General features: G+C 70.7%; 21 protein-coding genes. 10 read left to right on the forward strand and 11 right to left on the reverse strand.

Annotated elements, in window-relative coordinates; all coding sequences use genetic code 11:
- Window positions 1–115: 115 nt before the first annotated feature.
- Window positions 116–1642 carry a DUF2079 domain-containing protein gene (locus ACFRU2_RS28055; protein ID WP_382977020.1) on the reverse strand — a complete coding sequence of 509 codons (1527 nt, stop codon included), beginning with the start codon at window positions 1640–1642 and terminating at the stop codon, window positions 116–118.
- 141 nt (window positions 1643–1783) lie between these two features.
- Between ACFRU2_RS28055 and ACFRU2_RS28060 the strand changes: the two genes are divergently transcribed.
- Genes ACFRU2_RS28060 through ACFRU2_RS28070 form a run of 3 tightly spaced genes read left to right on the forward strand, consistent with a single transcriptional unit; the run spans window position 1784 to window position 5429 of the window.
- On the forward strand, window positions 1784–2308 hold the full coding sequence (locus ACFRU2_RS28060) for a PadR family transcriptional regulator (RefSeq protein WP_243335746.1): 525 nt from the start codon (window positions 1784–1786) through the stop codon (window positions 2306–2308).
- Window positions 2305–2991 carry an ABC transporter ATP-binding protein gene (locus ACFRU2_RS28065; protein WP_382977023.1) on the forward strand — a complete coding sequence of 229 codons (687 nt, stop codon included), beginning with the start codon at window positions 2305–2307 and terminating at the stop codon, window positions 2989–2991. Before ACFRU2_RS28060 ends, ACFRU2_RS28065 begins: the two co-directional genes overlap by 4 nt.
- Window positions 2988–5429, forward strand: a complete 2442-nt coding sequence (locus tag ACFRU2_RS28070; RefSeq protein ID WP_382977025.1) for an ABC transporter permease — start codon at window positions 2988–2990, stop codon at window positions 5427–5429. Before ACFRU2_RS28065 ends, ACFRU2_RS28070 begins: the two co-directional genes overlap by 4 nt.
- Before the next feature lie 33 nt (window positions 5430–5462).
- On the opposite strand, the gene ACFRU2_RS28075 is transcribed toward ACFRU2_RS28070, so the two are convergent.
- Entirely contained in the window at window positions 5463–6422 is a 960-nt protein-coding gene (locus ACFRU2_RS28075; RefSeq protein WP_382977027.1) for a hydrogen peroxide-inducible genes activator, read from the reverse strand.
- 158 nt (window positions 6423–6580) lie between these two features.
- Between ACFRU2_RS28075 and ACFRU2_RS28080 the strand changes: the two genes are divergently transcribed.
- Both ACFRU2_RS28080 and ACFRU2_RS28085 read left to right on the forward strand, forming a co-directional pair.
- On the forward strand, window positions 6581–7135 hold the full coding sequence (locus tag ACFRU2_RS28080; RefSeq protein ID WP_274549338.1) for a peroxiredoxin: 555 nt from the start codon (window positions 6581–6583) through the stop codon (window positions 7133–7135).
- 3 nt (window positions 7136–7138) lie between these two features.
- Window positions 7139–7678 carry an alkyl hydroperoxide reductase gene (locus ACFRU2_RS28085; protein WP_382977029.1) on the forward strand — a complete coding sequence of 180 codons (540 nt, stop codon included), beginning with the start codon at window positions 7139–7141 and terminating at the stop codon, window positions 7676–7678.
- Between the two features lie 66 nt (window positions 7679–7744).
- Here ACFRU2_RS28085 and ACFRU2_RS28090 read toward each other — a convergent pair whose 3' ends face one another.
- The 6 genes from ACFRU2_RS28090 to ACFRU2_RS28115 all read right to left on the reverse strand — a co-directional run bounded on the left by ACFRU2_RS28090 (window position 7745) and on the right by ACFRU2_RS28115 (window position 14412).
- Window positions 7745–8446: a hypothetical protein gene (locus tag ACFRU2_RS28090; protein ID WP_382977031.1), complete on the reverse strand. Its 702-nt coding sequence runs from the start codon at window positions 8444–8446 to the stop codon at window positions 7745–7747.
- 32 nt (window positions 8447–8478) lie between these two features.
- On the reverse strand, window positions 8479–9240 hold the full coding sequence (locus ACFRU2_RS28095) for a hypothetical protein (RefSeq protein WP_382977034.1): 762 nt from the start codon (window positions 9238–9240) through the stop codon (window positions 8479–8481).
- Entirely contained in the window at window positions 9224–10624 is a 1401-nt protein-coding gene (locus ACFRU2_RS28100) for an AI-2E family transporter (protein ID WP_382977035.1), read from the reverse strand. Before ACFRU2_RS28100 ends, ACFRU2_RS28095 begins: the two co-directional genes overlap by 17 nt.
- 146 nt (window positions 10625–10770) lie before the next feature.
- Window positions 10771–11538 (reverse strand): transglycosylase SLT domain-containing protein, encoded by a 768-nt coding sequence (locus ACFRU2_RS28105; protein ID WP_382977037.1) that lies wholly within the window; start codon window positions 11536–11538, stop codon window positions 10771–10773.
- Window positions 11539–11906: 368 nt separating this feature from the next.
- Window positions 11907–13223: a PhoH family protein gene (locus ACFRU2_RS28110; RefSeq protein WP_250742793.1), complete on the reverse strand. Its 1317-nt coding sequence runs from the start codon at window positions 13221–13223 to the stop codon at window positions 11907–11909.
- Between the two features lie 415 nt (window positions 13224–13638).
- Complete coding sequence (locus ACFRU2_RS28115; protein WP_327254716.1) at window positions 13639–14412, reverse strand: isoprenyl transferase; 774 nt, start codon at window positions 14410–14412, stop codon at window positions 13639–13641.
- Window positions 14413–14552: 140 nt separating this feature from the next.
- Here ACFRU2_RS28115 and mgrA point away from each other — a divergent pair, with 140 nt between their 5' ends.
- The 4 genes from mgrA (at window position 14553) to ACFRU2_RS28135 (ending at window position 18605) form a co-directional block, all read left to right on the forward strand.
- Complete coding sequence (gene mgrA / locus ACFRU2_RS28120; protein WP_382977040.1) at window positions 14553–15590, forward strand: L-glyceraldehyde 3-phosphate reductase; 1038 nt, start codon at window positions 14553–14555, stop codon at window positions 15588–15590.
- A gap of 327 nt (window positions 15591–15917) precedes the next feature.
- Window positions 15918–16325: a DUF192 domain-containing protein gene (locus ACFRU2_RS28125; protein WP_382977042.1), complete on the forward strand. Its 408-nt coding sequence runs from the start codon at window positions 15918–15920 to the stop codon at window positions 16323–16325.
- Between the two features lie 61 nt (window positions 16326–16386).
- Entirely contained in the window at window positions 16387–17004 is a 618-nt protein-coding gene (locus tag ACFRU2_RS28130; protein WP_382977044.1) for an SMI1/KNR4 family protein, read from the forward strand.
- Between the two features lie 290 nt (window positions 17005–17294).
- On the forward strand, window positions 17295–18605 hold the full coding sequence (locus tag ACFRU2_RS28135; protein ID WP_382977046.1) for an extracellular solute-binding protein: 1311 nt from the start codon (window positions 17295–17297) through the stop codon (window positions 18603–18605).
- A gap of 208 nt (window positions 18606–18813) precedes the next feature.
- Here ACFRU2_RS28135 and ACFRU2_RS28140 read toward each other — a convergent pair whose 3' ends face one another.
- From ACFRU2_RS28140 to ACFRU2_RS28150, 3 genes are all read right to left on the reverse strand, one after another.
- Entirely contained in the window at window positions 18814–19440 is a 627-nt protein-coding gene (locus ACFRU2_RS28140) for a hypothetical protein (RefSeq protein ID WP_382977048.1), read from the reverse strand.
- A 102-nt stretch (window positions 19441–19542) separates the two neighbouring features.
- Window positions 19543–19872 (reverse strand): nuclear transport factor 2 family protein, encoded by a 330-nt coding sequence (locus tag ACFRU2_RS28145; protein WP_382977049.1) that lies wholly within the window; start codon window positions 19870–19872, stop codon window positions 19543–19545.
- Between the two features lie 102 nt (window positions 19873–19974).
- Window positions 19975–20796, reverse strand: coding sequence for a polysaccharide deacetylase family protein (locus ACFRU2_RS28150; protein ID WP_382977051.1), 822 nt, complete (start codon window positions 20794–20796; stop codon window positions 19975–19977).
- Between the two features lie 239 nt (window positions 20797–21035).
- Here ACFRU2_RS28150 and ACFRU2_RS28155 point away from each other — a divergent pair, with 239 nt between their 5' ends.
- Window positions 21036–22211, forward strand: coding sequence for an Ig-like domain-containing protein (locus tag ACFRU2_RS28155; protein WP_382977053.1), 1176 nt, complete (start codon window positions 21036–21038; stop codon window positions 22209–22211).
- Window positions 22212–22483 lie beyond the last annotated feature (272 nt).

Below are 22483 nucleotides of genomic sequence, written 5' to 3' on the forward strand. Positions count from 1 at the left end.
AAGGTGGGGGAGGGGAAAAAAACAGAAAGAGGGAGGAGAAAAAAAAAAAAAGGAGGGGGGGGGGGGGGGCCCCCCCCCCCCCCCCCCCCCCCACACCCGTGTCATGCGCCGACGGCTATCCCGTGCGGCTCAGCAGGACGAAGCCGTCCCTGTCGTCCACCGTGTGGTACCCCCGGGCCCGGGCCTCGTCCAGGGAGATCTGCTCCTGGACGACCGACATCGGCCACCGCAGATGCGGCTGCACCTGGGTGTCAACCATGATCCACTCGGGATTGGGGCGGCTGTCCCCCCATCCGTAGAGGCTGACGCTGGTGCGGTCGGCGAGGTGGGGCACGAGGTAGTGCGAGGCCTGGACCGTGGCGTCGTCCGGGATCTCGTCCATCACGCTGTGGGCCACCGCGATGCGGGGATCCTTCACCCAGGTCTCCGGCTGCGTCAGCTGCCAGAGCGGATAGTGCGGCAGCAGCAGCAAGGTGACCGCCGCGGAGCCCGCCAGGTGGCGGTACAGGCTGCGGCCGCTCGTCCCCCGCCGCTGGAGGGTGTCGACGAAGGCCACGAAGACGATCGGCATGACCAGCAGCGAGTAGTGGTATCCGGTGCCCCAGTGGGGCGGGTAGTTCGAGGCCAGGCGCCACAGCACGGAGGGCAGCGCGATCAGTGCGAGCGGCGAGCGCAGGGCCAGGAAGAGGGTGGGGGCCAGGATGAGGATGAGGGTGGTGACCTTCTCCTGCGGGGTGATCAGACCGAGCGTCAGCTGGTGGAGGAGTTCCAGCAGCCCGCCCTGCGTTTCCCCCACCAGCGCGCCGCCCGAGCCGCCCGCGCCGCCACCGGGGTTGTGGGAGACGAGATAGCCGTCGAACCCGCCCGGATGGAAGGAGGCCAGCACCAACAGGGCCAGCCCGGTCCCGGCCACACCGGCCGCTGCCGTGAGGAGCCCCAGCCTGCGCCCGCCGCGCCCGCCGCGCCAGGCGATGACCAGGCCGATCGCGGCCACCGTGAGGCCTAGGTCCTCCTTCACCAGCAGGAGCGGCAGCGCCCAGTAGGCGGCGGCGCGCAGCCGGCCGCCGCCGAGGGCCGTCAGGGAGAGGGTGAGCAGCGGAAGGGCGAAGGCCCACTCGTGGAAGTCGGAGGAGACCCCGCTCGCGATGCCCCACGAGACCCCGTAGCAGGTGCCGATGACCGCGGCGGCCGCGGATCCCAGCGTCCGGCGGGCCCAGAAGGCCAGCGGCAGCACGCTCCCGGCGACCAGCGCGGCCTGCGCCACGAGCAGCACCTTCACCGACGGCCACAGCCAGTACAGCGGCGCCAGCAGGGCCAGGATCGGGGAGAAGTGGTCCCCCAGGACCGGGAAGTCGGGCCCCTTGACCTCGGAGACGGGCAGGTGCCCCGACGCGTAGGAACGCACGACCTGGACGAAGATCCCCAGATCGAAGCTGCGGGAGAGCAGGCGTTCGTGGATCCGCAGGGACAGGGCCATGTAGGCGAAGAACAGCGCCCCCGCCATGACCCAGATCCACCAGTCGGCTTCGGGGCGGCTTTGCGCGGACGGCGTCGGCGCCTCGCGCTCCTCGGTGCCCGTCTGCTCCTCGGTGCCCGTCTGCTGCGGTGGGAGTGCGGCGGTATTGCCGGTGGGTGCTCGCATGAACCTTCAAGATGCCAGCAACGTCCCGACCAGGCCCGGAGCCGCCTCCTCCCCGGGTGGATTCCCTTCGAATGGCGGACTCCGCCGGCTATGCACCCGACGTATACATCGAGCGTATACACCGCGTGTATAGTCGTCCGCATGTCCATCAGCCACGCACTCCTCGGCCTCCTCGAGGCCGGCCCCCGTCACGGTTACGACCTCAAGCGGACCTTCGACGAGAGATTCGGCCACGACAAGCCCCTCGCCTACGGCCAGGTCTACTCGACCATGTCCCGGCTGCTGAAGAACGGCCTGGTCGAGGTCGACGGGGTGGAGAGCGGCGGCGGCCCCGAGCGGAAGCGCTACGCGATCACCGACGCCGGGATAACCGATGTCGAGGGCTGGCTCGCCCAGCCCGAGAAGCCCGAGCCGTACCTCCAGTCGACCCTCTACACGAAGGTCGTGCTCGCCCTCCTGACGGGCCGCAGCGCCCAGGAGCTGCTGGACACCCAGCGCGCCGAGCACCTGCGCCTGATGCGCATCCTCACGCAGCGCAAGCGCAAGGGGGACCTCGCCGACCAGCTGGTCTGCGACCACGCCCTGTTCCACCTCGAAGCGGACCTGCGGTGGCTCGAACTCACCGCCGCCCGCCTCGACCAGCTCGCCCAGGAGATACAGCGATGACCCCGGCCGGTACGCTCCTCAGCGCCACGGACCTCCGCAAGACCTACGGCACCACCCACGCCCTCGACGGCGCCGAATTCTCCATCCACGCCGGTGAGGTCGTCGCGATCATGGGCCCCTCCGGGTCCGGCAAGTCGACCCTGCTGCACTGCCTCGCCGGCATCGTCACCCCCGACTCCGGCACCATCACCTACGCCGGCCGCGAGCTCTCCGCCATGAACGACGGAGAGCGCAGCGCCCTGCGCCGCGGCGAGTTCGGCTTCGTCTTCCAGTTCGGCCAGCTCGTCCCCGAGCTCACCTGCGTCGAGAACGTCGCCCTGCCGCTCCGCCTGACCGGCGTGAAGCGCAAGCAGGCCGAACGGACCGCCCTGGAATGGATGGAGCGGCTCCAGGTCGACGACCTCGGCGACAAGCGCCCCGGCGAGGTCTCCGGCGGCCAGGGCCAGCGCGTCGCCGTCGCCCGCTCCCTCGTCACCAACCCCCGGCTGATCTTCGCCGACGAGCCCACCGGTGCCCTCGACTCCCTCAACGGCGAGCTCGTCATGCAGCTCCTCACCGAGGCCGCCCGGTCCACGAACGCCGCCGTCGTCCTCGTCACGCACGAGACCCGCGTGGCCGCGTACTCCGACCGCGAGATCGTCGTGCGCGACGGCAAGTCCCGCGACATGGAGCGCGCGGTATGAGTCACGGAAACCACAGCAAACACAGCAGTCCCGCCGGACCCCGCAGCCCCGGTAGCCCCGGTGGCCCCGGTGGCCCCGGCCATCAGGGCGCGCTCGCCGTCTGGCTCCGCGACCTCGGCCTCGGTGCCCGCTTCGCCTTCGGCGGCGGCCGCCAGGGCTGGACCCGCACCCTCCTCACCGGGCTGGGCGTCGGCCTCGGCGTCGCCCTGCTGCTCATCACCAGCGCGGTCCCCAGCGCCCTGGCCGCCCGCGACGCGCGCGGCGCCGCCCGCCAGACCTACACCTCGCCCACCGCCGAACAGCCCGGCCGCGACACGCTGCTGATCACCGACGTGAACCAGACGTACCGCGCCTACGGGGTCGATGGCCGGCTCGTGCAGCCCGAGGGCCCGGACGCCCCGCTGCCCCCGGGCGTCAAGAAGTTCCCCGGCGCCGGCGAACTGGTCGTCTCCCCCGCCCTCGACAAGCTGATGAAGACCGACGAGGGCAAGCTGCTGCGCGACCGCCTCGACGGGAAGATCGTCGGGACCATCGGCGACGCGGGCCTGGTGGGCCCCGGCGACCTCTACTTCTACGCGGGCAGCGACCGGCTCCCCGCGCTCCAGAAGGAAGCGCCCAACTACATCCAGCGGGTCACCGCCTTCGAGAACACCCAGGAGAAGGAGGGCCTCGACCCGGTCCTCACCCTCCTCGTCGTCCTCACCTTCGTCGCGCTGCTCATGCCGGTCGCCGTGTTCATCGGCGCCGCCGTCCGCTTCGGCGGCGACCGCCGCGACCGGCGGCTCGCCGCACTGCGCCTGGTGGGCGCCGACGGCCGGATGGTCCGCCGGATCGCCGCCGGCGAGGCCGCCGCCGGATCGCTGATCGGTCTGGCCCTGGGCACCGGCTTCTTCCTGGCCGCCCGCCAACTGGCCCCGGCCATGGACCTCTACCAGCGCAGCGTCTTCCCCTCCGACCTCAACCCGACGCCCTGGCTGGCCGTGCTCATCGCCGTCGCCGTGCCGGCCGCCGCCGTCGCCGTGACCCTGTTCGCCCTGCGCGGCGTGGTCATCGAGCCGCTCGGCGTGGTCCGTACGACGACCCCGGCCAAGCGCCGGATCTGGTGGCGGCTGCTGCTCCCCCTGGCCGGACTGGGCCTGCTGGCCCCGCTGATCGGCAAGGGCAACGACAGCGGGCAGTTCAACCAGTGGCAGGTCTCGGGCGGCGTGGTCCTGCTCCTCGTCGGCATCACCGTCCTGCTCCCCTGGGTGCTGGAACGGGTCGTCGGCCGGATCGGCGGCGCGGGCCCGGTCTCCTGGCAGCTCGCCGCCCGCCGGCTCCAGCTCACCAGCGGCAGCTCCGCGCGGCTGGTCAACGGCATCGCCGTCGCGGTCGCCGGAGCCATCGCCCTGCAGATGCTCTTCGCCTCCACCGCGGACTCGTACACCAAGGACACGGGTCACGACCCCACGCGGGCCTCGATCTCGGTCATGCAGCGCACCCGTGCCGGCGGCGAGGCCGTCGCCCAGGCCCTGGCCGGGACCAAGGGCGTCACCCAGGCCGTCGCGGAGTCCTCGGCCAATGCCGGGCGCAGCCCGGACATGAGCTACGAGGACACGGCGATCTCGGTGACGACCGGCACCTGCGCCGCCCTCAAGGAGTTCGCGGAGCTGCCCTCCTGCAAGGACGGCGACGCCTTCGTCATCACCGGCGGCGGCGAACCGCGCGGCATGACCGGCGACACCGCGAAGCCCGGCGAGAAGCTGTTCGTGGGGAACATCTTCAAGGAGAACGAAGACGACGGTACGAAGGCTGTCGCCTGGACCGTGCCCGCAGACGCCCGCACCGTGCGGGCCCGCAAGGGGCCCATGGGCAACATGCTGAGCGGACTGCTGGTCACCCCGGCCGCCGCCCCGAAGGGCATGGGCAACTACCAGTCCTCCCAGGTCTACGTGAAGCTCGACCCGAACGTGCCCGACGCGATGGAGCTGGCCCGCAACGCCGCCTTCAAGGCCGACCCGCTGTCGGTCCCCATGACGATCCAGGCCACCGAGGTCAACGACCGCTTCGCCTCCATCCGGACCGGCCTGTTCGTGGGCGCCGCCCTCGTGCTGATGCTGATCGGCGCCAGCCTGCTGGTCTCCCAGCTGGAGCAGCTGCGCGAGCGCAAGAAGCTGCTGTCGGCGCTGGTCGCCTTCGGCACCAAGCGCTCCACGCTCAGCCTCTCCGTGCTGTGGCAGACCGCCATCCCGATCGCCCTGGGCCTGGCCCTGGCCACGGTGGTCGGGCTCGCGCTCGGCATCGTGCTGCTGCAGATGACGGGCTCCACGATCACGATCAACGTGACCGCGGTCCTGGGGATGGTCGGCATCGGGGCGGGCGTGGCCGTCCTGGTGACCCTGCTCAGCCTGCCGCCGCTGCTGCGCCTGATGCGCCCGGACGGGCTGCGCACCGAGTAGCCGCCCTACGCACGCAGCCCCGTACGCCCGCCCCTAGTCCGTCAGCCAGACGGGGAGCGGGCGTACGGCTTCGCGCAGTGCGTCGGCGACGGCGCGGAACTCCTCCTCGCGGGCCGTTCCCGTCCGCATGGCCAGTGCGATCCGCCGCGAGGGCGCCGGTTCGGCGAAGTAGCCGGTGGCCAGGTGCTCGTTGCGGGCGGTCTCCAGGCGCAGCGCGGTGCGCGGCAGCAGCGTCACGCCGAGCCCGCCGGCGACCAGTTGGACGAGGGTGGACAGGCCGGCGGCGGTCGTGGTGACGTCCGCCCCGGCCGAGCGTCCCGCGTCGTGGCAGATGTCGAGGGCCTGGTCGCGCAGGCAGTGCCCCTCGTCGAGCAGGAGCAGCCGCAGCCCGCGCAGTTCCTCGCGCGGGATGTCCTTGCGGCCGGCGAGCGGGTGATCGCGCGGCGCGAGCAGGACGAAGTCCTCATCGAAGAGCGGCAGTTCGGTGACCCCGGGCACTCCGAGCGGTACGGCGAGCAGCAGCAGGTCGAGCCGGCCGCCGGCCAGCCCTTCCAGCAGCGAGGCCGTCTGTTCCTCGTGCACCTGGAGGTCGAGCCGGGGGTAGCGCCGGTGGAAGAGTCCGAGGACGGTCGGCAGCAGGTACGGGGCCACGGTGGGGATCACCCCGAAGCGCAGCGCCCCGGTGAAGGGGGCCCGTACCGCCTCGGCCTCCTCCAGCAGTCCGTCCATCGCGTCGAGCACGGCCCGCGCGCGGCCGGCGATCCGCTCGCCGGCGGGCGTGAGCAGCACCTTGCGCGTGGTCCGCTCCAGCAGCCGTACCCCGAGCGCCTCTTCCAGCGCGGACACGGATCCGGAGAGCGCGGGCTGGCTCATCCCGATCGCGGCGGCCGCGTCCCGGAAGTGCAGCTGCTCGGCGACGGCGGCGAAGGCCCGCAGCTGCGCGAGCGTCGCCTGCTTCGGTCCCCTGGGACCCGGATGGCCCGTATGACCCACCTGAACCATCTGCCCCACAGCCACTGATAGGTACCTCCGATCACTGGCCACCAGGCTAGCTATTTCTGCAATCAATGGGGCTGTGTCAGCATGTGAGATACGTCCAACCCCCCGGAAAGCCCCCAAAAGGGTCACTTTCCTCTGCGCAAGGAGAGCACGTGCTCACTGTCGGCGACCAGTTCCCCACCTACGACCTGACCGCTTGCGTCTCGCTGGAGGCCGGAGCCGAGTTCGCGCAGATCGACCACAAGACCTACGAGGGCAAGTGGAAGATCATGTTCTCCTGGCCGCTCGACTTCACCTTCGTGTGCCCGACCGAGATCGCCGCCTTCGGCAAGCTCAACGAGGAGTTCGCCGACCGCGACGCCCAGATCCTCGGCTTCTCGCTCGACTCCGAGTACGTGCACCACGCCTGGCGCAAGGACCACGCCGACCTGCGCGACCTGCCCTTCCCGATGATGTCCGACATCAAGCGCGAGCTCTGCGCCGACCTCGGAATCCTCGGTTCGGACGGTCTCCCGATGCGCGCCGTCTTCATCGTGGACCCGAACAACGAGATCCAGTTCTCCATGGTGACCGCCGGTTCCGTCGGCCGGAACCCCAAGGAGGTCCTGCGGGTGCTCGACGCCCTGCAGACCGACGAGCTGTGCCCCTGCAACTGGAACAAGGGCGACAGCACCATCGACGCCGGCGCGCTGCTGGCCGGTGAGTGACGGATGTCCCTCGACTCCCTCAAGTCCGCCGTACCGGACTTCGCCAAGGACCTGAAGCTGAACCTCGGCTCGGTCATCGGCAATCAGGACACCCTGACGCAGCAGCAGCTGTGGGGCACCGTCCTGTCCTGCGCCATCGCCGCCCGTTCCCCCCGCGTCCTGCGCGAGCTGGAGCCGGAGGCCAAGGCCGCCCTGTCGCCGGAGGCGTACACCGCCGCCAAGGCGGCCGCCGCGATCATGGCGATGAACAACGTCTTCTACCGCACCCGCCACCTGCTCTCCGACCCGGAGTACGGCACCCTGCGCGCGGGCCTGCGGATGAACGTCATCGGCAACCCCGGCGTGGAGAAGGTCGACTTCGAGCTGTGGTCGCTCGCCGTCTCCGCGGTCAACGGCTGCGGCCAGTGCCTGGACTCGCACGAGCAGGTCCTGCGCAAGGCCGGCGTGGACCGCGAGACGGTCCAGGAGGCCTTCAAGATCGCCTCGGTGATCCAGGCCGTCGCCGTCACCCTCGACTCCGAGGCCGTGCTCGCGGGCGAGTGACACCCTGCCGTACCGGCCCCAGGGGCCCCGCGACTCCGGTCTCGGGGCCCCTGCGCGCGTCCGCGGCTACCGCTTCAGCTTGGCCATCAGCGTGCGCATGTCCTCGACCATCGCCGCTTGCATCGCACTCCCGTCGACGCCGGCGGCCTTGTCGTCGTTCAAACGGAACCACTGCACGGTGAGGGTGAAGACCGCCCCTCCGTCGAGCACCATGAGCCGCGCTCCGCCGTTCGCGTAGTACGGGTCGAGCACGGCTCGTTCGCCCAGGCCCACCACCTCGTAGCGCTCGCCGGTGTCCAGCCGGGTCGCCGGGTCCGTCCCCGGGCCGGTGGCGAACTCCCCCGCCGGGTCCTGCTTCTTGTGCAGCTCGACCAGCAGCTGGGCCCCGTACATCACGGTCCCTTCCTGGTACGGCGTGGAGACCGTGCAGTACGACCAGTCCTGCGCGAGGTACACGCCCTCGCCGCTCTGGCGTCCCTCGAACTCCCGGCCGGCGGCCTGGCCGACCGTCTTGAGCTCGAACTCCTTGCACAGGTCGGGCGAGTGCACGTAGTCGAGGCGCGGCAGGTCCGGGAAGCGGTCCTGCACCACCAGCGTGCCCGCCCACACCGCCGAGGCCGCCACCACCCCGCCCAGCGCCCACAGCCACGGTCTCCGCGCGACGCCGCGTACGCGCTCCCGCCCGGGCTCGCCCGGAAGGGCCTCCGCGACCCCCTCCGCCCCGCTCGCCGTGTGCCAGTCCCCGTCGATCTCGGGCTCGCCGATCATCCCCGTGTTCCCCGTCCCCCGTGCCACCGTGCCTACCTGCGCAGCGCCTTCATCAGGCCGTGCATGTCGTCGATCATCGCAGCCTGGACCGCGTCGGAGTCGGGCATCGGCGGTTCTTCCGGCGCAGGCTTGTCGGGGCTCGGCTCGCCGTCGCCCCCCGGCCACACCGACACGTCCATGGTGAACACCGTGCCCCCGTCGAGCACGGTCAGCCGCCACCCGCTCCCGTACTCCGTCTCGGAGATCAGCGCCCGCTCCCCGAGTCCCGGTACGGAGCGGAAGTCCGGCTTACCGAGGCCGATCCAGCCCACCGCTCCGGGATCCGCCCCGAACTCCGGCGCGGGGTCGGTGCGCTTGTGCAGCTCCATCGAGACCTGGGCCTCGTACGCGAGCCAGCGCGTGGGCGCCTCCGACTCGACCGGCGGGGTGCGCAGCATGCACATCGCCCGGTCCATGCCCGGGTGCTCCCACAGCCGCGGGGTGTAGTCCCACCCGCTGTTCTCCGCCAGCCGGGCGATCCCCGGCAGCTTCGCCGAGTCGCACAGGCTCACGGGCAGCGCGTACCGCAGCGGCGGGCTGTGGTCCTGCGGGGTCGCGGTCCACCAGGCGCCCGCCCACAGCGCGGAGGCGAGGAGGGCCCCGCCGAGCGCCCACCGCCAGGGCCTGCGGGCGGCCGGCGGGGACCCGCCGTAGCCCTGCCGTTCCTGCCGCCCCTCCGGCCCCTCCAACGCCTCCGGGCTCTCCGGCCCCGGCAGAATGGACGAGCCGCCGTCGAACTCAGGCTCCGTTATCACCCGTACGTGTCTCCTCCGCCTCGGCTGCCGTCTGACCCACGGCCGTCGCACCGTGCGGCCCGGGGCCGACCGGGGAGAGCCCGTGGTGGAGCTGTTCGCGCGAGTAGGCCCGCAGGTAGCCGACCACGGTGTTGGTGACGGCGACCAGCGGAACGGCCACCACCGCTCCGCCGATGCCGGCGACGAGGCCGCCGGCCGCCACCGACAGCACCACCGCGAGCGGGTGGACCCGTACCGCCCGGCCCAGGATGAAGGGCTGGAGCACGTGGCCCTCGATCTGCTGCACGGCCAGCACCACCAGCAGCACCATCAGCGCGGTGAACGGCCCCTGGGTCACCAGGGCCACGACCACGGCGAGGGCTCCGCTCATGACCGCGCCGACGAGCGGGATGAAGGCGAACAGGAAGATGAAGACGGCGAGCGGCACGGCCATCGTCACGTCGAGGAAGTAGAGGCCGAGGCCGATGAACACGGCGTCGATGAGGGCCACCAGGACCGTGCCTCGCACGTACGCGGTCAGGGTGCGCCAGGCGCGCGGTCCGGCGCCCGCCACGCCGGGGCGGGCGGCGGCCGGGAGCAGGCTCGTGGTCCAGGTCCAGATGCGCTTGCCGTCGTAGAGCAGGAAGAGCGTGGAGAACATCGCGAGCAGCATGCCCGTCAGGGCCTCGACGAGGACCGTGACGCCTTGCAGGCCGGCGGAGGTGATCTGCTCGGTGTTGGTGCCGATGGTCTCGCTGAGGTTCTTGGCGATCTCGTTGATCTGCTTCTCGGTCACGTGGAACGGGCTGTCCAGCGCGCGGAGTTTCAGGTCGTTGATGGCTTCGCGGAGCCGGGCGGAGAGGTCGTCGAGGTTGTCCATGACCTGCCAGACCACGAACCAGCCGACCAGGCCGATGACCACGAAGCCGAGGATCGCGGTGACGGCCGTGGCCAGGCCCCGGGGCATGCCGAGCCGGCGCAGCCGGACCACGAAGGGCTGGAGCAGTGCGGTCACCAGGAGGGCGGCGGCGAAGGCGAGGACGACCAGGCGGACTTCGCTGATCACCCGCATCAGGACCCAGAGCATCCCGGCGAGCAGCAGCAGCCGCCAGCTCGCCTCGGCGGCGACGCGGACGCCCCACGGGATGACGGACACCGGGTCGGGGCGCAGGGGGGCTGCGAAGAAGGCGTGTTCGGCGGCCGGATGAGCCGGGGGCGCAGCGGGGACGGTGGCGGGCGCCGGGGAGGCGGAAGCCGGGGCTGCCGGGGACGCGGCGGCGGGCCCGGGGGCGGTCGGCCGGTCGCCGGAGGTCTCGGCCTCGACCTCGGCACGGCGCTCCGCGAGCCGGGCCTCCACGTCGCTGAGGCTCTTGCCGAGCCGGCCGAGCCAGCCTGTCTTCGCCATGTCGTTCCCTTCCCCCCGCCCTGGACCCCGCGCCGGGGCACGCCTCGAAAGACCGTACACGCGAGGAGCCCCGCACCGTAGGACGGTGCGGGGCTCTTCGGGGTTGAGGCGCGCGGGCGCGCTCTCGTCCCGGGGTCCGGGAGGGGCTAGTACCAGCCGTTGGCCTGGTGGAAGTTCCAGGCTCCGCACGGGCTGCCGTAGCGGACGTTCATGTAGTTCAGACCCCACTCGATCTGGGTGGCGGGGTTGGTGCGCCAGTCGGCGCCCGCCGAGGCCATCTTCGAACCGGGCAGGGCCTGGACGAGGCCGTAGGCGCCCGAGGACTTGTTCACGGCCTGGTAGTTCCAGGTGGATTCCTGGTTGATGATCTTGGAGAAGCACTGGAACTGCCCCGCCGGGACCATCTGCTGGGCGATCGCCTTGACCTGGGCCACCGTGTAGGAGGCCTGGGGAGCGAAGGAGGATCCGTCGCGGGAGGCGGAACGGCTGGCGGCCTGGTCCTTCTCCTCGCGCTCCTGCTTCGCCTTGTCGTCGGCGGCCTTCTGCGCTTCGGCCTTCTTCGACTTGGCGTCCTGGGCGGCCTGGATGCGGGCCGCTTCCTCCGCCGAGCGCTTGGCGTCGGTGTCGGCGGCGTGCGCGATGGAGTCGGCCTGCTGCGTCAGGGACGCGTTCTGGACCTCCGCCTGCTGGCCGACCGGGATGTCCGCAAGGAGCGTCATCCCGGACGCGGTCGTCTCGAGATCGTTCGAGGCGGGGTCGCCAGTGGCAACACCCACGACGGCGCCGACGGTGGTGACAGCGGTGGCCGAAGCCACTGCGAATCCCCGAACCGAGATCCGGCTCACACGGTTTCCTTCCAGCAGCGTCCGCAGTGACTGCGCGGGCGCAATAGTGCCCTTGACGCTGGCCTCCATGATGATGCGGTCACTGGAGGCGCGGGCCCGTGGGCAACTCCCTTGCGGAAGTGCCGCGTGATGCTCCGGGCGGCATACGGCGATCGATTGTGGAGTTAGCGGTACTGCGCGCATCTCACGGGAGATACAGGTGTGCCGTATGCGGGGCCTGACGGAAAACAGACTCTGCCGGACCTCGACGCCGCAGGGCAATTCTCCGTTGCGTGGGAAAGGTCACACCTGGCATGTCGCCACTGCTTCCGGCAAACCCCTGTGCGTGAGGGCGCCGCCCGGCTAGGCTCTCTGGCCTTTGCCGGGCGGCGCCAACTCGCCTTCCCGCTATGCGCGTTTTACCGGTTTTACGGCCCGTACGGACCGTCGGCCGGGCCCTACAGGTTCTCCAGCATCTCGGTGACCAGCGCGGCGATCGGGGAGCGCTCGGAACGGGTCAGCGTGATGTGGGCGAAGAGCGGATGGCCCTTCAGCTTCTCGACCACGGCGACGACTCCGTCGTACCGGCCGACCCGCAGGTTGTCGCGCTGGGCCACGTCGTGGGTGAGAACCACCCGCGAATTGGCCCCGATACGGGACAGAACGGTCAGCAGGACATTGCGCTCCAGCGACTGTGCCTCGTCCACGATCACGAACGCGTCGTGCAGCGAGCGGCCGCGGATGTGCGTGAGCGGCAGGACCTCCAGCATCCCGCGGTTGAGCACCTCCTCGATGACCGCCCGCCCGGCGACCGCCGAGAGGGTGTCGAACACCGCCTGGGCCCAGGGGCTCATCTTCTCGTTGGCGTCCCCGGGGAGGTAGCCGAGGTCCTGGCCGCCGACCGCGTACAGCGGGCGGAAGACCATCACCTTCTGATGCTGCCTCCGCTCCAGTACGGCCTCCAGCCCCGCGCACAGCGCCAGCGCCGACTTTCCGGTGCCGGCCCGGCCGCCCATCGAGATGATCCCGATCTCGGGGTCGAGCAGGAGGTCGAGCGCGATCCGCTGCTCGGCGCTGCGGCCGTGCAGCCCGAAGGCCTCGCGGTCGCCCCGTACGAGCTTCACGTTGCCGTCGGCCGTGACCCGGCCGAGTGCCTTGCCGCGCTCCGACTGGAGGACCAGACCGGTGTGCACGGGAAGTTCCGCGGCCTCCGGTACGTAGAGCCGCTCCTCGGAGAAGAGGAGGTCCACCTGTTCCCCGGAGAGCGCCAGCTCCGTCATGCCGGTCCAGCCGGCATCGGTGATGGCGAGCTCGGCGCGGTACTCCTCGGCGATCAGCCCCACGGAGGAGGCTTTGATGCGCAGTGGGAGATCCTTCGAGACGACCGTGACGTCGTAGCCCTCGGCCTGGAGGTTGCGCGCGACCGCGAGGATCCGCGAATCGTTGTCCCCCAGCCGGAAGCCCGCGGGCAGGACGCTCTGGTCGGAGTGGTTGAGCTCGACGCGCAGGGTGCCGCCCAGATCGCCCAGCGGGATGGGTGCGTCGAGGCGTCCGTAGCGAACCCGGAAGTCGTCGAGCAGGCGGAGGGCCTGACGGGCGAAGTAGCCGAGTTCGGGATGGTGCCTCTTTGCCTCCAGCTCGGTGATCACCACGATCGGGAGCACGACCTCGTGCTCGTCGAATCGGGAGATCGCGTTGGGGTCTGCCAGCAGGACGCTGGTGTCGAGGACGTAGGTCCGCCTGTCGGGCAGGCGGCTCTTTGTGCTGGTCACCACGGAAGGACGTACCCCCTCGGAAGAGGTCGGGCCATGAAGACCGGACCGGTCATCGGCACCCCTGCGCGGGCCGACTTCCGGCCCTCCCGTCCGTCCGTGCGAACCGCACGCGCGTCCTGGTGCAAAGGGCCTCCCGGGCGGACGACCCCATGCCGTCCGCTGAGACTCGACACCCGTGGATCGGGCGTCGACCTGCAAGGGATATTCCCCGAATGGGTCCAGCCATGCCATGGCATATGACGGACGCTCGGTGAATCCCTGGTGAAGGCCTCGCGCGAAGGGTCCCGAGGGACGATCAGGGCGTACGGGAACACGGGTACGGCGCGCCACGGAGGGGTCCGGGCGCGCCGTGAGGTGCCGAGGGGGCGTCAGACAACCGCAGGTCAGGCGCCGTAAGGGGGCCTGCCGGGCGGAGTCAGCTGCCGTAGCGCCGGTGGCGGGCGGCGTAGTCGCGCAGGGCGCGCAGGAAGTCGACCTTGCGGAAGGCCGGCCAGAAGACCTCGCAGAAGTAGTACTCGGAGTGCGCGCTCTGCCACAGCATGAATCCGGACAGCCGCTGCTCCCCGCTGGTGCGGATCACCAGGTCCGGGTCGGGCTGGCCGCGCGTGTAGAGGTGCTCCGCGATGTGCTCGATGTCGAGGATCTCGGCGAGCTCCTCGAAGGAGGTGCCCTTCGAGGCGTGCTCCAGCAGGAGCGAGCGGACCGCGTCGGCGATCTCCTGGCGGCCGCCGTAGCCGACGGCGACGTTGACGAGTATTCCGTCGACGTCGCGGGTGGCCTCCATGGCCTCCTTCAGGACGCTCTGGGTCCCGGCGGGCAGGATGTCGAGGTTGCCGACGTGGTGGACGCGCCAGCGGCCGTCGGCGGCGAGGCCCCGGACCGTGTTCTCGATGATGTTGAGGAGCGGGCGGAGCTCGACCTCGGGCCGGTCCAGGTTGTCCGTGGAGAGCATCCACAGGGTGACGACCTCGACGTCCGTCTCGGTGCACCAGCCCAGCATCTCGGAGATCTTGTCGGCGCCGGCCTGGTGGCCCTGCACCGTCGTGCCTCCGGAGGCCTTGGCCCAGCGCCGGTTCCCGTCGAGGATCACACCGATGTGCTTGGGCGTCTCGTCATGGTCGATGCGGCCTTCCACCCGGCGTGCGTAGAGCCTGTACACAGGACGGCGTACCAGGTCGCGCAGCTTCACGATCTTCCAGCCCCTCCGAGCGATACCCCCGTGCGGAATGCGGTCGTCCCCCCTCGTCCGCCACAGACCGCCACATTACTGCGCGACGGGATCCTGCATCCAACTCGGTCCTGTCACAAGTCCGTGATAGGGAGGACAACGTGACTGAAAACAATCCCTATCGGGCAGAGCCCTCGCGCTACGACTCCATGGAGTACCGGCGCACCGGCCGCAGCGGACTCAAGCTCCCCGCGATCTCCCTCGGCCTCTGGCACAACTTCGGCGACGACGCCTCCCTGGAGTCCCAGCGGGCGATCCTTCGCCGGGCCTTCGACCTCGGCGTCACCCACTTCGACCTGGCGAACAACTACGGCCCGCCCCCCGGCTCGGCCGAGCTGAACTTCGGCAAGATCTTCGCGCAGGACTTCGCGTCCCACCGCGAGGAGCTGGTCCTCTCCACCAAGGCCGGCTACCTCATGCACGCGGGGCCGTACGGCGAGTGGGGCAGCCGCAAGTACCTGCTCGGCTCGCTGGACGCCTCGCTGAAGCGGATGGGCGTCGACTACGTCGACATCTTCTACTCGCACCGCTTCGACCCGGACACCCCGCTGGAGGAGACCATGGGCGCGCTGGCGTCCGCGGTCCAGCAGGGCAAGGCGCTCTACGTCGGCGTGTCCTCGTACACCGCCGAGCAGACGGCCGAGGCGGCCCGGCTGCTGCGGGAGATGGGCGTGCGCCCCCTCATCCACCAGCCCTCGTACTCCATGATCAACCGCTGGACGGAGGACGACGGCCTGCTCGACACCCTGGAGGAGGCCGGCATGGGCTGCATCTCCTTCGTGCCGCTCGCGCAGGGGCTGCTGACCGGGAAGTACCTCAAGGGCATCCCGGAGGGCTCACGGGCCACCCAGGGCAAGTCCCTCAACCCGGACCTGCTGTCGGACGAGGTCGTGCGCCGGCTGAACGGGCTGAACGAGATCGCCGCGCGGCGCGGGCAGACGCTGGCCCAGCTCGCGCTGAACTGGGTGCTGCGGGACGAGCGGATGACCTCGGCGCTGATCGGCGCGTCGAGCGTGAAGCAGCTCGAGGAAAACGTGGCTTCCCTGACCGGCGCGCCGCTGTCGGAACAGGAGTTGAAGGAGATCGACTCCTTCGCGGTGTCCACCCCCGGCGCCAACATCTGGGCCCAGCGGGGCTGACCTGCGCCTTTGCCCGGCAGTGCCGCGACACTGCCCGGGAACGAAAAACGGGCCGGTCCGTGGGGGGGATACGGACCGGCCCGAGGGGGGGGTTCCACCATAACCCTTCGTAAAGCCCGCTGCGCGCATCACCGCGACACGATTACGCTCCGGAGCCGGCCGGGAGCACTGAGCAGAGCCGAAACGGCCCCACAACCCTTGCGGGGCCCGGCGGAAGCCCGTACGGACCAACCTTCCGCCGTCCCTCCCCAGGGGGACCCCGCCGGGTGCGCCGACTTGACGCCGAAGCCCGGACCCGGGGGCCGGCCGGACCCTAGGGTGGGCCGCATGGGGAACAGGGAACGGTGGCAGGACGGCGCGGCCACGCTCTGCGTCGAGCGGTGGCCGGCGCCTCCGGAGGGGGCCTTGGGGGCGCATCCGGAGATGGAGGTGCCCCTGGAGGTGGCCGCCTCCTACCGGGCCCGCACGCGGGGCCTGCTCGGGCGGGACGGGATCGAGGGGGCGATGCTCCTGACCCCGGCTTCGAGCGTGCACACCTTCCGGATGCGCTTCGCCATCGACGTGGCCCATCTCGACCGCCGGCTCACCGTCATCGCGATGACCACCATGCTCCCGGGCCGGCTGGGCCTCCCCCGGCTGCGCGCCCGCCACGTCCTGGAGGCCGAGGCCGGAGCCATGGCCGCCTGGGGCCTGCGCGTCGGCACCCCGCTCCGGGTCCGTCTCACCGCGCGCTAGGCGCCGCTACCCACCGGCGGTAGGTTGGGGCGGTTGAGCTGGGGTGTGGCAGGGGAGCGGCATGACCGAGAACGCGCGCATCAAAGCGCTGGAGCAGATCATGCCGGCGACCCACGGAGCCGACGAGGACATCGACTGGCAGGCGGCCGAGGCCGTCTGGGGCAGCCGCTTCCCCGCCGATTTCATCGCCTTCATGGGCCGCTACGGCGCGGGCTCGATCAACGGCGAGGCGAGCGTGCTGCTGCCGCTGCCCAAGCCCGGGCTCCAGTGGGACCCGGCCCAGATGGCCGAGGAGACGGCCAACGCCCGCCAGGTCTGGGAGGCGGAGGGCGGCCGGGCCGCCTTCGACGTGGACCCGGAGTCGATCCTCGCCTGGGGCGTCACCGGCGGCTCCGACATCCTCTGCTGGCTGACGACCGACCCCGACCCCGACCGCTGGCCCGTCCTGGTGGTCGGCCGGCACACCGCCGACTCCTTCGCGGTGTACCCGTACGGCATGGCCGAGTTCCTCTACCTGCTGTGCAACGACGAGTTCGACGTGAGCCCGGTCGGCATCACCTTCTGGGACGGCGGCCACCTCAGCTTCGTGCACTGGCAGAAGGCCCAGCGCCGCTGGCAGGAGGGGCGCAACCCCGAAACGGGCGAGCCCGATCCGTACGCGGGCGACTTCGCGGACTGAGACCGTCCCGCTCTCCCCCTCCACCCCTCCCTCCCACCCGTTCTGCCGCGCTCCGTGGCCGGAAACGGGCGTTTCGGCATGTCTACGCGCGTCCGAATTGTTGATCACATATCGGAAAACACCATTCTGAAATGCCGCAGTTGGAGCATTGAACACAAGTGCCGCCCCAATGGAACCAACCGCCCTCCCTCAGGAGAGAATTCCGGCCAACGGGCCACTGAGGGACACCACAGCCCGGAGTAACTCATAAGTAATAACGGGACTCAAAAGAAAATCAGGGGAATCCAACCGTGCGACGAAGAATCTTCAGCGCGGCCGCCACCACGGTCGTGCTCGGTCTGCTGATACCGCTGGCCGGCTGCGGCAGCTCCGGCGGAAGCGCTGATGACAGCGGTACCCTCCGCCTCGTCGCCGCCGAATACGGGGACAACCCGGCCACCAGTTCCAAGGCTTTCTGGGACAAGGTGACGGCTGATTTCACCGCCTCGAACCCCGGCATCAAGGTGCACGTCGAGCTCCTGCCGTGGGCCGACATCGACCGCGAAGTCTCCCGCATGGTCAAGGCCGGCAACGCCCCGGACATGGCGCTCATGGGCGGTTACTCGGACTTCGCGGCGCAGGGCAAGCTCTATTCCGCGCCCGAGCTCCTCTCGGTCACCGCCGAGGCGAACTTCCTCCAGCCCCTCTCCGACGCCGGTTCCGTCCGCAACACCCTCTACGGCCTGCCCTTCGTGGCGAGCAGCCGCCTCCTCTTCTACAACGAGAAGCTGCTCACCGACGCCGGGGTCATCCCGAAGGACTCCAAGAACGGCTGGCAGCCCAAGACCTGGCTGGATCTGAAGGCCGCGGCCACGGCGCTCAAGGCCAAGGGCGTGAAGACCCCGCTCGCCATGCCCCTGGGCCCGGAGGAGGCGCACGCCGAGGCGATGATCTGGGAGCTCAGCAACGGCGGCGGGTACGCCGACAGCAGCGGCAACTACAGCCTGGCCTCCGACCAGAACATCGCGACCTTCAAGTGGATCAAGCAGCACCTGGTCGACACCGGTCTGCTCGGTCCCACTCCCCCGTCGCAGCTCAACCGCGCCGACGCCTTCGCCGCCTTCACGCGCGGCGAGGTCGGCATGCTCAACGGCTACCCCCAGCTCGCGCACGAAGCGCGCGCCAAGGGGATCACGGTCGGCGCCGTCGCGATGCCCGTCTCGGACATGCTGGGCTCCGGGGAGGTCCCGCCGAACGTGGGCGTGGCCGACTGGATGATGGCCTTCAAGCAGAACGGCCACCGCGACGAGATCGGCAAGTTCCTGGAGTTCGTCTACCGGGACAAGAACCTGGCGGACTTCGCCGGCCGCTACCACCTGCTGCCGTCCACCGTCTCGGCTTCCCGCACGCTGGCCGGGTCCTCGGGCATGGACAAGAACGACCAGCAGTTCCTGAACGCGCTGCGCGGCGCGCAGCTGTACCCGGTCAACGACCCGTCCTGGGTGGTGATCAGCGACACCATCAAGCGCAACATCGGCCGCGCCGTGGATCCTTCCGGCGACCCGAAGGCCGTCCTGGAGGAGATCGCCTCCAAGGCGAACGACGCCAGGAAGGGCCGCTGACCCGGCGCCCTGCCGACACCTCTCCCGCTGTCGAGGAAGAACCCCCGAACGCCCCTGTCGAAAGGGACCTTCGCCCCCTGCCGCACCCCACCCCGGGCGGCATGATGGCTGGTACGGCTTTGATCCAAGGCCGAGGCCCAGCCGCCCGCAAGCGCCCACAAGGCGCGCGGGGCGGCCGGCCCACCCCTCCCCGCGCCACTCCTCCGCCCTAGCCGGCGCCCTGGTTCTTCGGCGTGAAGGCCGTGCGGTACTGCTCGCAGCTGGAGTCCCACGGCAGGGACCCGGTGAGGGTGCCGTAGCCGGTGCGGGTGACGGACCATTCCACCGTGTACATCCCGGTGTCACACTTGATGCGCTTGCCGCCCGGGACCTTCGTACGCCCGGTCGCGGGCCGGTTCTCGAGCTCCTGGTGCACCCGCGCCACCTCGGCGCGCCGGGCATCGCGCAGGACGGCGTGCAGGACGAGCGCCTGCTTGCCGTCCTTCGTCGTCAGCACCTTCTTGACCCCCTGCGAGTCCGCCACCGACCACGCGAACTCGTACCCGGGCTGCCAGGCCAGCGTCTTGGGGTCGCCGACCTTGCGCTCGTACTCCTCGGCGCCCTTGGGGCCGGGGCGGGTGATCGTCTTGTACTGGATCGAGGGGTGGAAGCGGAACTGCGCCTCCACCTTGTGCATGTCGTCCTTGGTCCACATCGACTTCATCGACTTCTCCCCTCCGCTCGGATCCTGGAGGTACGCCGTACCGTCCGCGGCGGTGGCCGCGCCCGAGAGGACCGGGGCGAGGGCCGCCGCGGCGGCGGCGAGGACGATGACGGCGGTGCGGGTGCGGTTCATGCCCGGACCAACGGGACCCTCCGGCGGGCCGGAACGACGCCGCGCGCCCTTTCACCCGTACGGGATCCGGCCGGGCGGTGGTGGACGGGCGCCGTACGGCCCCTAGGCCTGACCGGTCTCGAAGCGGCTGATGCGGCCGCCGCCGGGGGCGATGACGAACCGCCAGGAGGTGCGCATCTCTCCCCAGGTGTCGTTGCGGTAGCCGACGGTCAGGGTGCGGCCGCCGTCGGACTCGGACTGGACGTCCATGTGGCCGCCGGAGTCGAAGATCTCCCGGTCGATCCAGTCGTGGAGGTCGCGCTCCGTTCCGTCGTCGGACATGGTCGCGTCGGCGGTCAGGAGCGCGAGGAAGGCGTCCTTGTCGTGCGCGTTGACCGCGCTGACGAGGGCGCCGACGACGGGGTCGGACAGCTTCCCGGGGGCGATGGCCACGGAGACCTCCTGGTCTGACGTACGGGCTTGCGTGCGCGACCAGGGAACACCCCGGGCGGTGGCGGGGCGTCGACCCTCACCCGTTCGCCACCGGACGGCGTGTCAGGCGCTGGGGCCGGTGACCACCGGGAAGCCGGTGGGCCGGCCCTGTTCCTTCAGCCAGGCGAGGACCTGGTCGAGGGCTTCGACGCTCTGGGTGCGGTCGCCGCCGCCGTCGTGGAAGAGGATGGTCGGGCCGTTGCCGATCTCGGCCTTGACCGTGCCCACGATCGCGGGCACGCCGGGCTTGCTGAAGTCCTTGGTGTCGATGTTCCAGCCGAGCGGGCGCATGCCGTTGGCGGCGGCCAGGGCCCGGCTCTCGGGGGTGAACGCGCCGCCGGGCGCCCGGTAGTACTCCACCTTGGCCCCGCCGCCCGCGGCGTCCTCGATCTGCTTCTTCGCGTCGAGGATCTGCTGCTGCTGGTAGGCCAGGGGCTTCTTGTCCATCCCGGTGTTGTGGTCCATGGTGTGGTCGCAGAGCCGGTGGCCGCCGGCGACGACCTTCTTGACCAGGTCGGGGTGGTCCTTGGCCTGCGGTCCGATCATGCAGAAGACCGCCTTCACGTCGTACTTCTTCAGGACCTCCAGCACCTTCGGGGTCCACTTGGGGTCGGGCCCGTCATCGATGGTGATGTTGACCGTGTTGCCGCCGCTCTCCGACGCGTGGGCTATGCCGTCGGGGACCTGCCCGCCCGGCTTCCCGGGCGCCTGCGGGTCGCCGCCGCCCTGCGCGGGGTCCTCGGTCTGCCGCGAGACGTTCTGGTGGTTGGTGTCGTGGCCCTGGTCGACGAGCGCCGTCACCCCCCACGCGGTCGCGGCCACCGCCGCCACCGCTCCGGCGACGGCGATCCGTGCCTTCGTACCCCGCATCTGCGTGCGCGTCATGAACCCCATCTGCTGTCTCAACTCCCCATATTTCACGTCCGCCGTGTGACCTCGCACTGGTCAGGACGTCGGCCGGGGATACGGGGTTCCAGCCGAATGGCCCATAAATTCCGGGTTGTAGGACTTTGGTCCTTGATCGTCCTGAATTCCGTCCCGGCTGAAACCGAGGACGACCGGACCGGCCTCCTACCGGGCATCCCGGTCCAAGACCCGGGCTCTAGCCGGAGGTTCACCCACCCATGCGCAAGGCAGCCATCACGTCCTCCTTCACGCTGCTCACCCTGATCGCGCTGTCGGTGACGGCATGCGGGGGCGGCGGGGACGGGGGCGGAGGCCTCGCGGGGGCTTCGCGGCCGCCCGCCGCCGAGCTGAGCGTCGTACCGGCTGACGGGGCGAAGGACGTCAAGCCGAACGAGCCGCTCACGGCGCGGGTGAACCACGGCACCCTGACGGCGCTGACCCTGACCGGACCGGACGGGAAGCCGGCCGAGGGCACGCTCAAGGACGGGGCGTTCACGCCGAAGGACGGTCTGGCGGTGGACACGGAGTACAAGGTGAGGGCGACGGCCGCCTCGGAGGACGGCAGGGAGACGGCGTCCGAGTCGACCTTCCGCACCCTCGCACCGTCGAAGGAGCAGACGGAAACGGTGACCGTACTGCCCGCGGGCGGGACGACGGTCGGCGTGGGCCAGCCCCTCTCCCTCACCTTCGACCACAAGATAACGAACAAGGCCGAGATCGAGCGGCGGCTGAAGGTGACCACGGACAACGGCACCGAGGGCTCGTGGGGCTGGCTGACGGAGACCCTCACCGGCAAGGACCGCGTGGACTGGCGGCCGAAGGAGTACTGGAAGCCGGGCACCCGGGTGACGCTGGAAGCCCCCCTGTCGGGGGTCGACACGGGGACCGGCCGCTACCTGACGAAGTCGTACGCGACCTCCGCCACCATCGGCAGGAGCCAGCTGGCCAAGGTCGACATCGCCGGCCACCGGCTGACCCTGGAGCGCGACGGCCGGACGGTGAAGTCGATCCCGATCACGGCGGGAGATCCGGCGAAGACGCCGACATGGAGCGGGAAGATGCCCCTGATGGCGAAGGAGGGGCGGATCAAGATGACGGCCGGTTCGGTCGGCCTGACCGGCTACGACCAGTGGGTCGACAAGTCGATGCGCATGACGGTCTCGGGCACGTTCGCGCACCAGGCGGAATGGGCGGAGAGCTACATCGGCTCGGCGAACAGGAGCCACGGCTGCATCGGCATGAAGACGGCGGACGCCACGTGGTTCTACGAGCAGGCCCAGGTCGGCGACGTCTTCGAGGTCACGGGCGGCAAGGAAACGGTGGCCGCCGGCAACGGCTTCGGCGAGTGGAACCTGCCGTGGGAAAACTGGCAGAAGCTGTCCAGCCTCGCCTAATCCAGACTCACCTAATCCAGCCCCGCCGGCGTTTGAGGCTTTCCAGCCTCGCCGGCGTTTGAGGCGCGGGGGTCCGGGGGCGGAGCCCCCGACGGGTCCGGGCGGAGCCCGGTTTCGGGAAGGGGCGGGGTGGGGGAAGGCCCCGCGCAGCGGCCCCCCACCCGGCCGCAGCCGACCGCAGCCACCCGACCGCGCCACCCGACCGGCCCGGGGTACGGGATGCACGGGCCTCGGCCCGGGGACGCCGGCGGGCCCGGCCCGGAGGATCCGTA

Source organism: Streptomyces sp. NPDC056883, from assembly GCF_042788835.1.
Lineage (GTDB): Bacteria > Actinomycetota > Actinomycetes > Streptomycetales > Streptomycetaceae > Streptomyces > Streptomyces stoeckheimensis.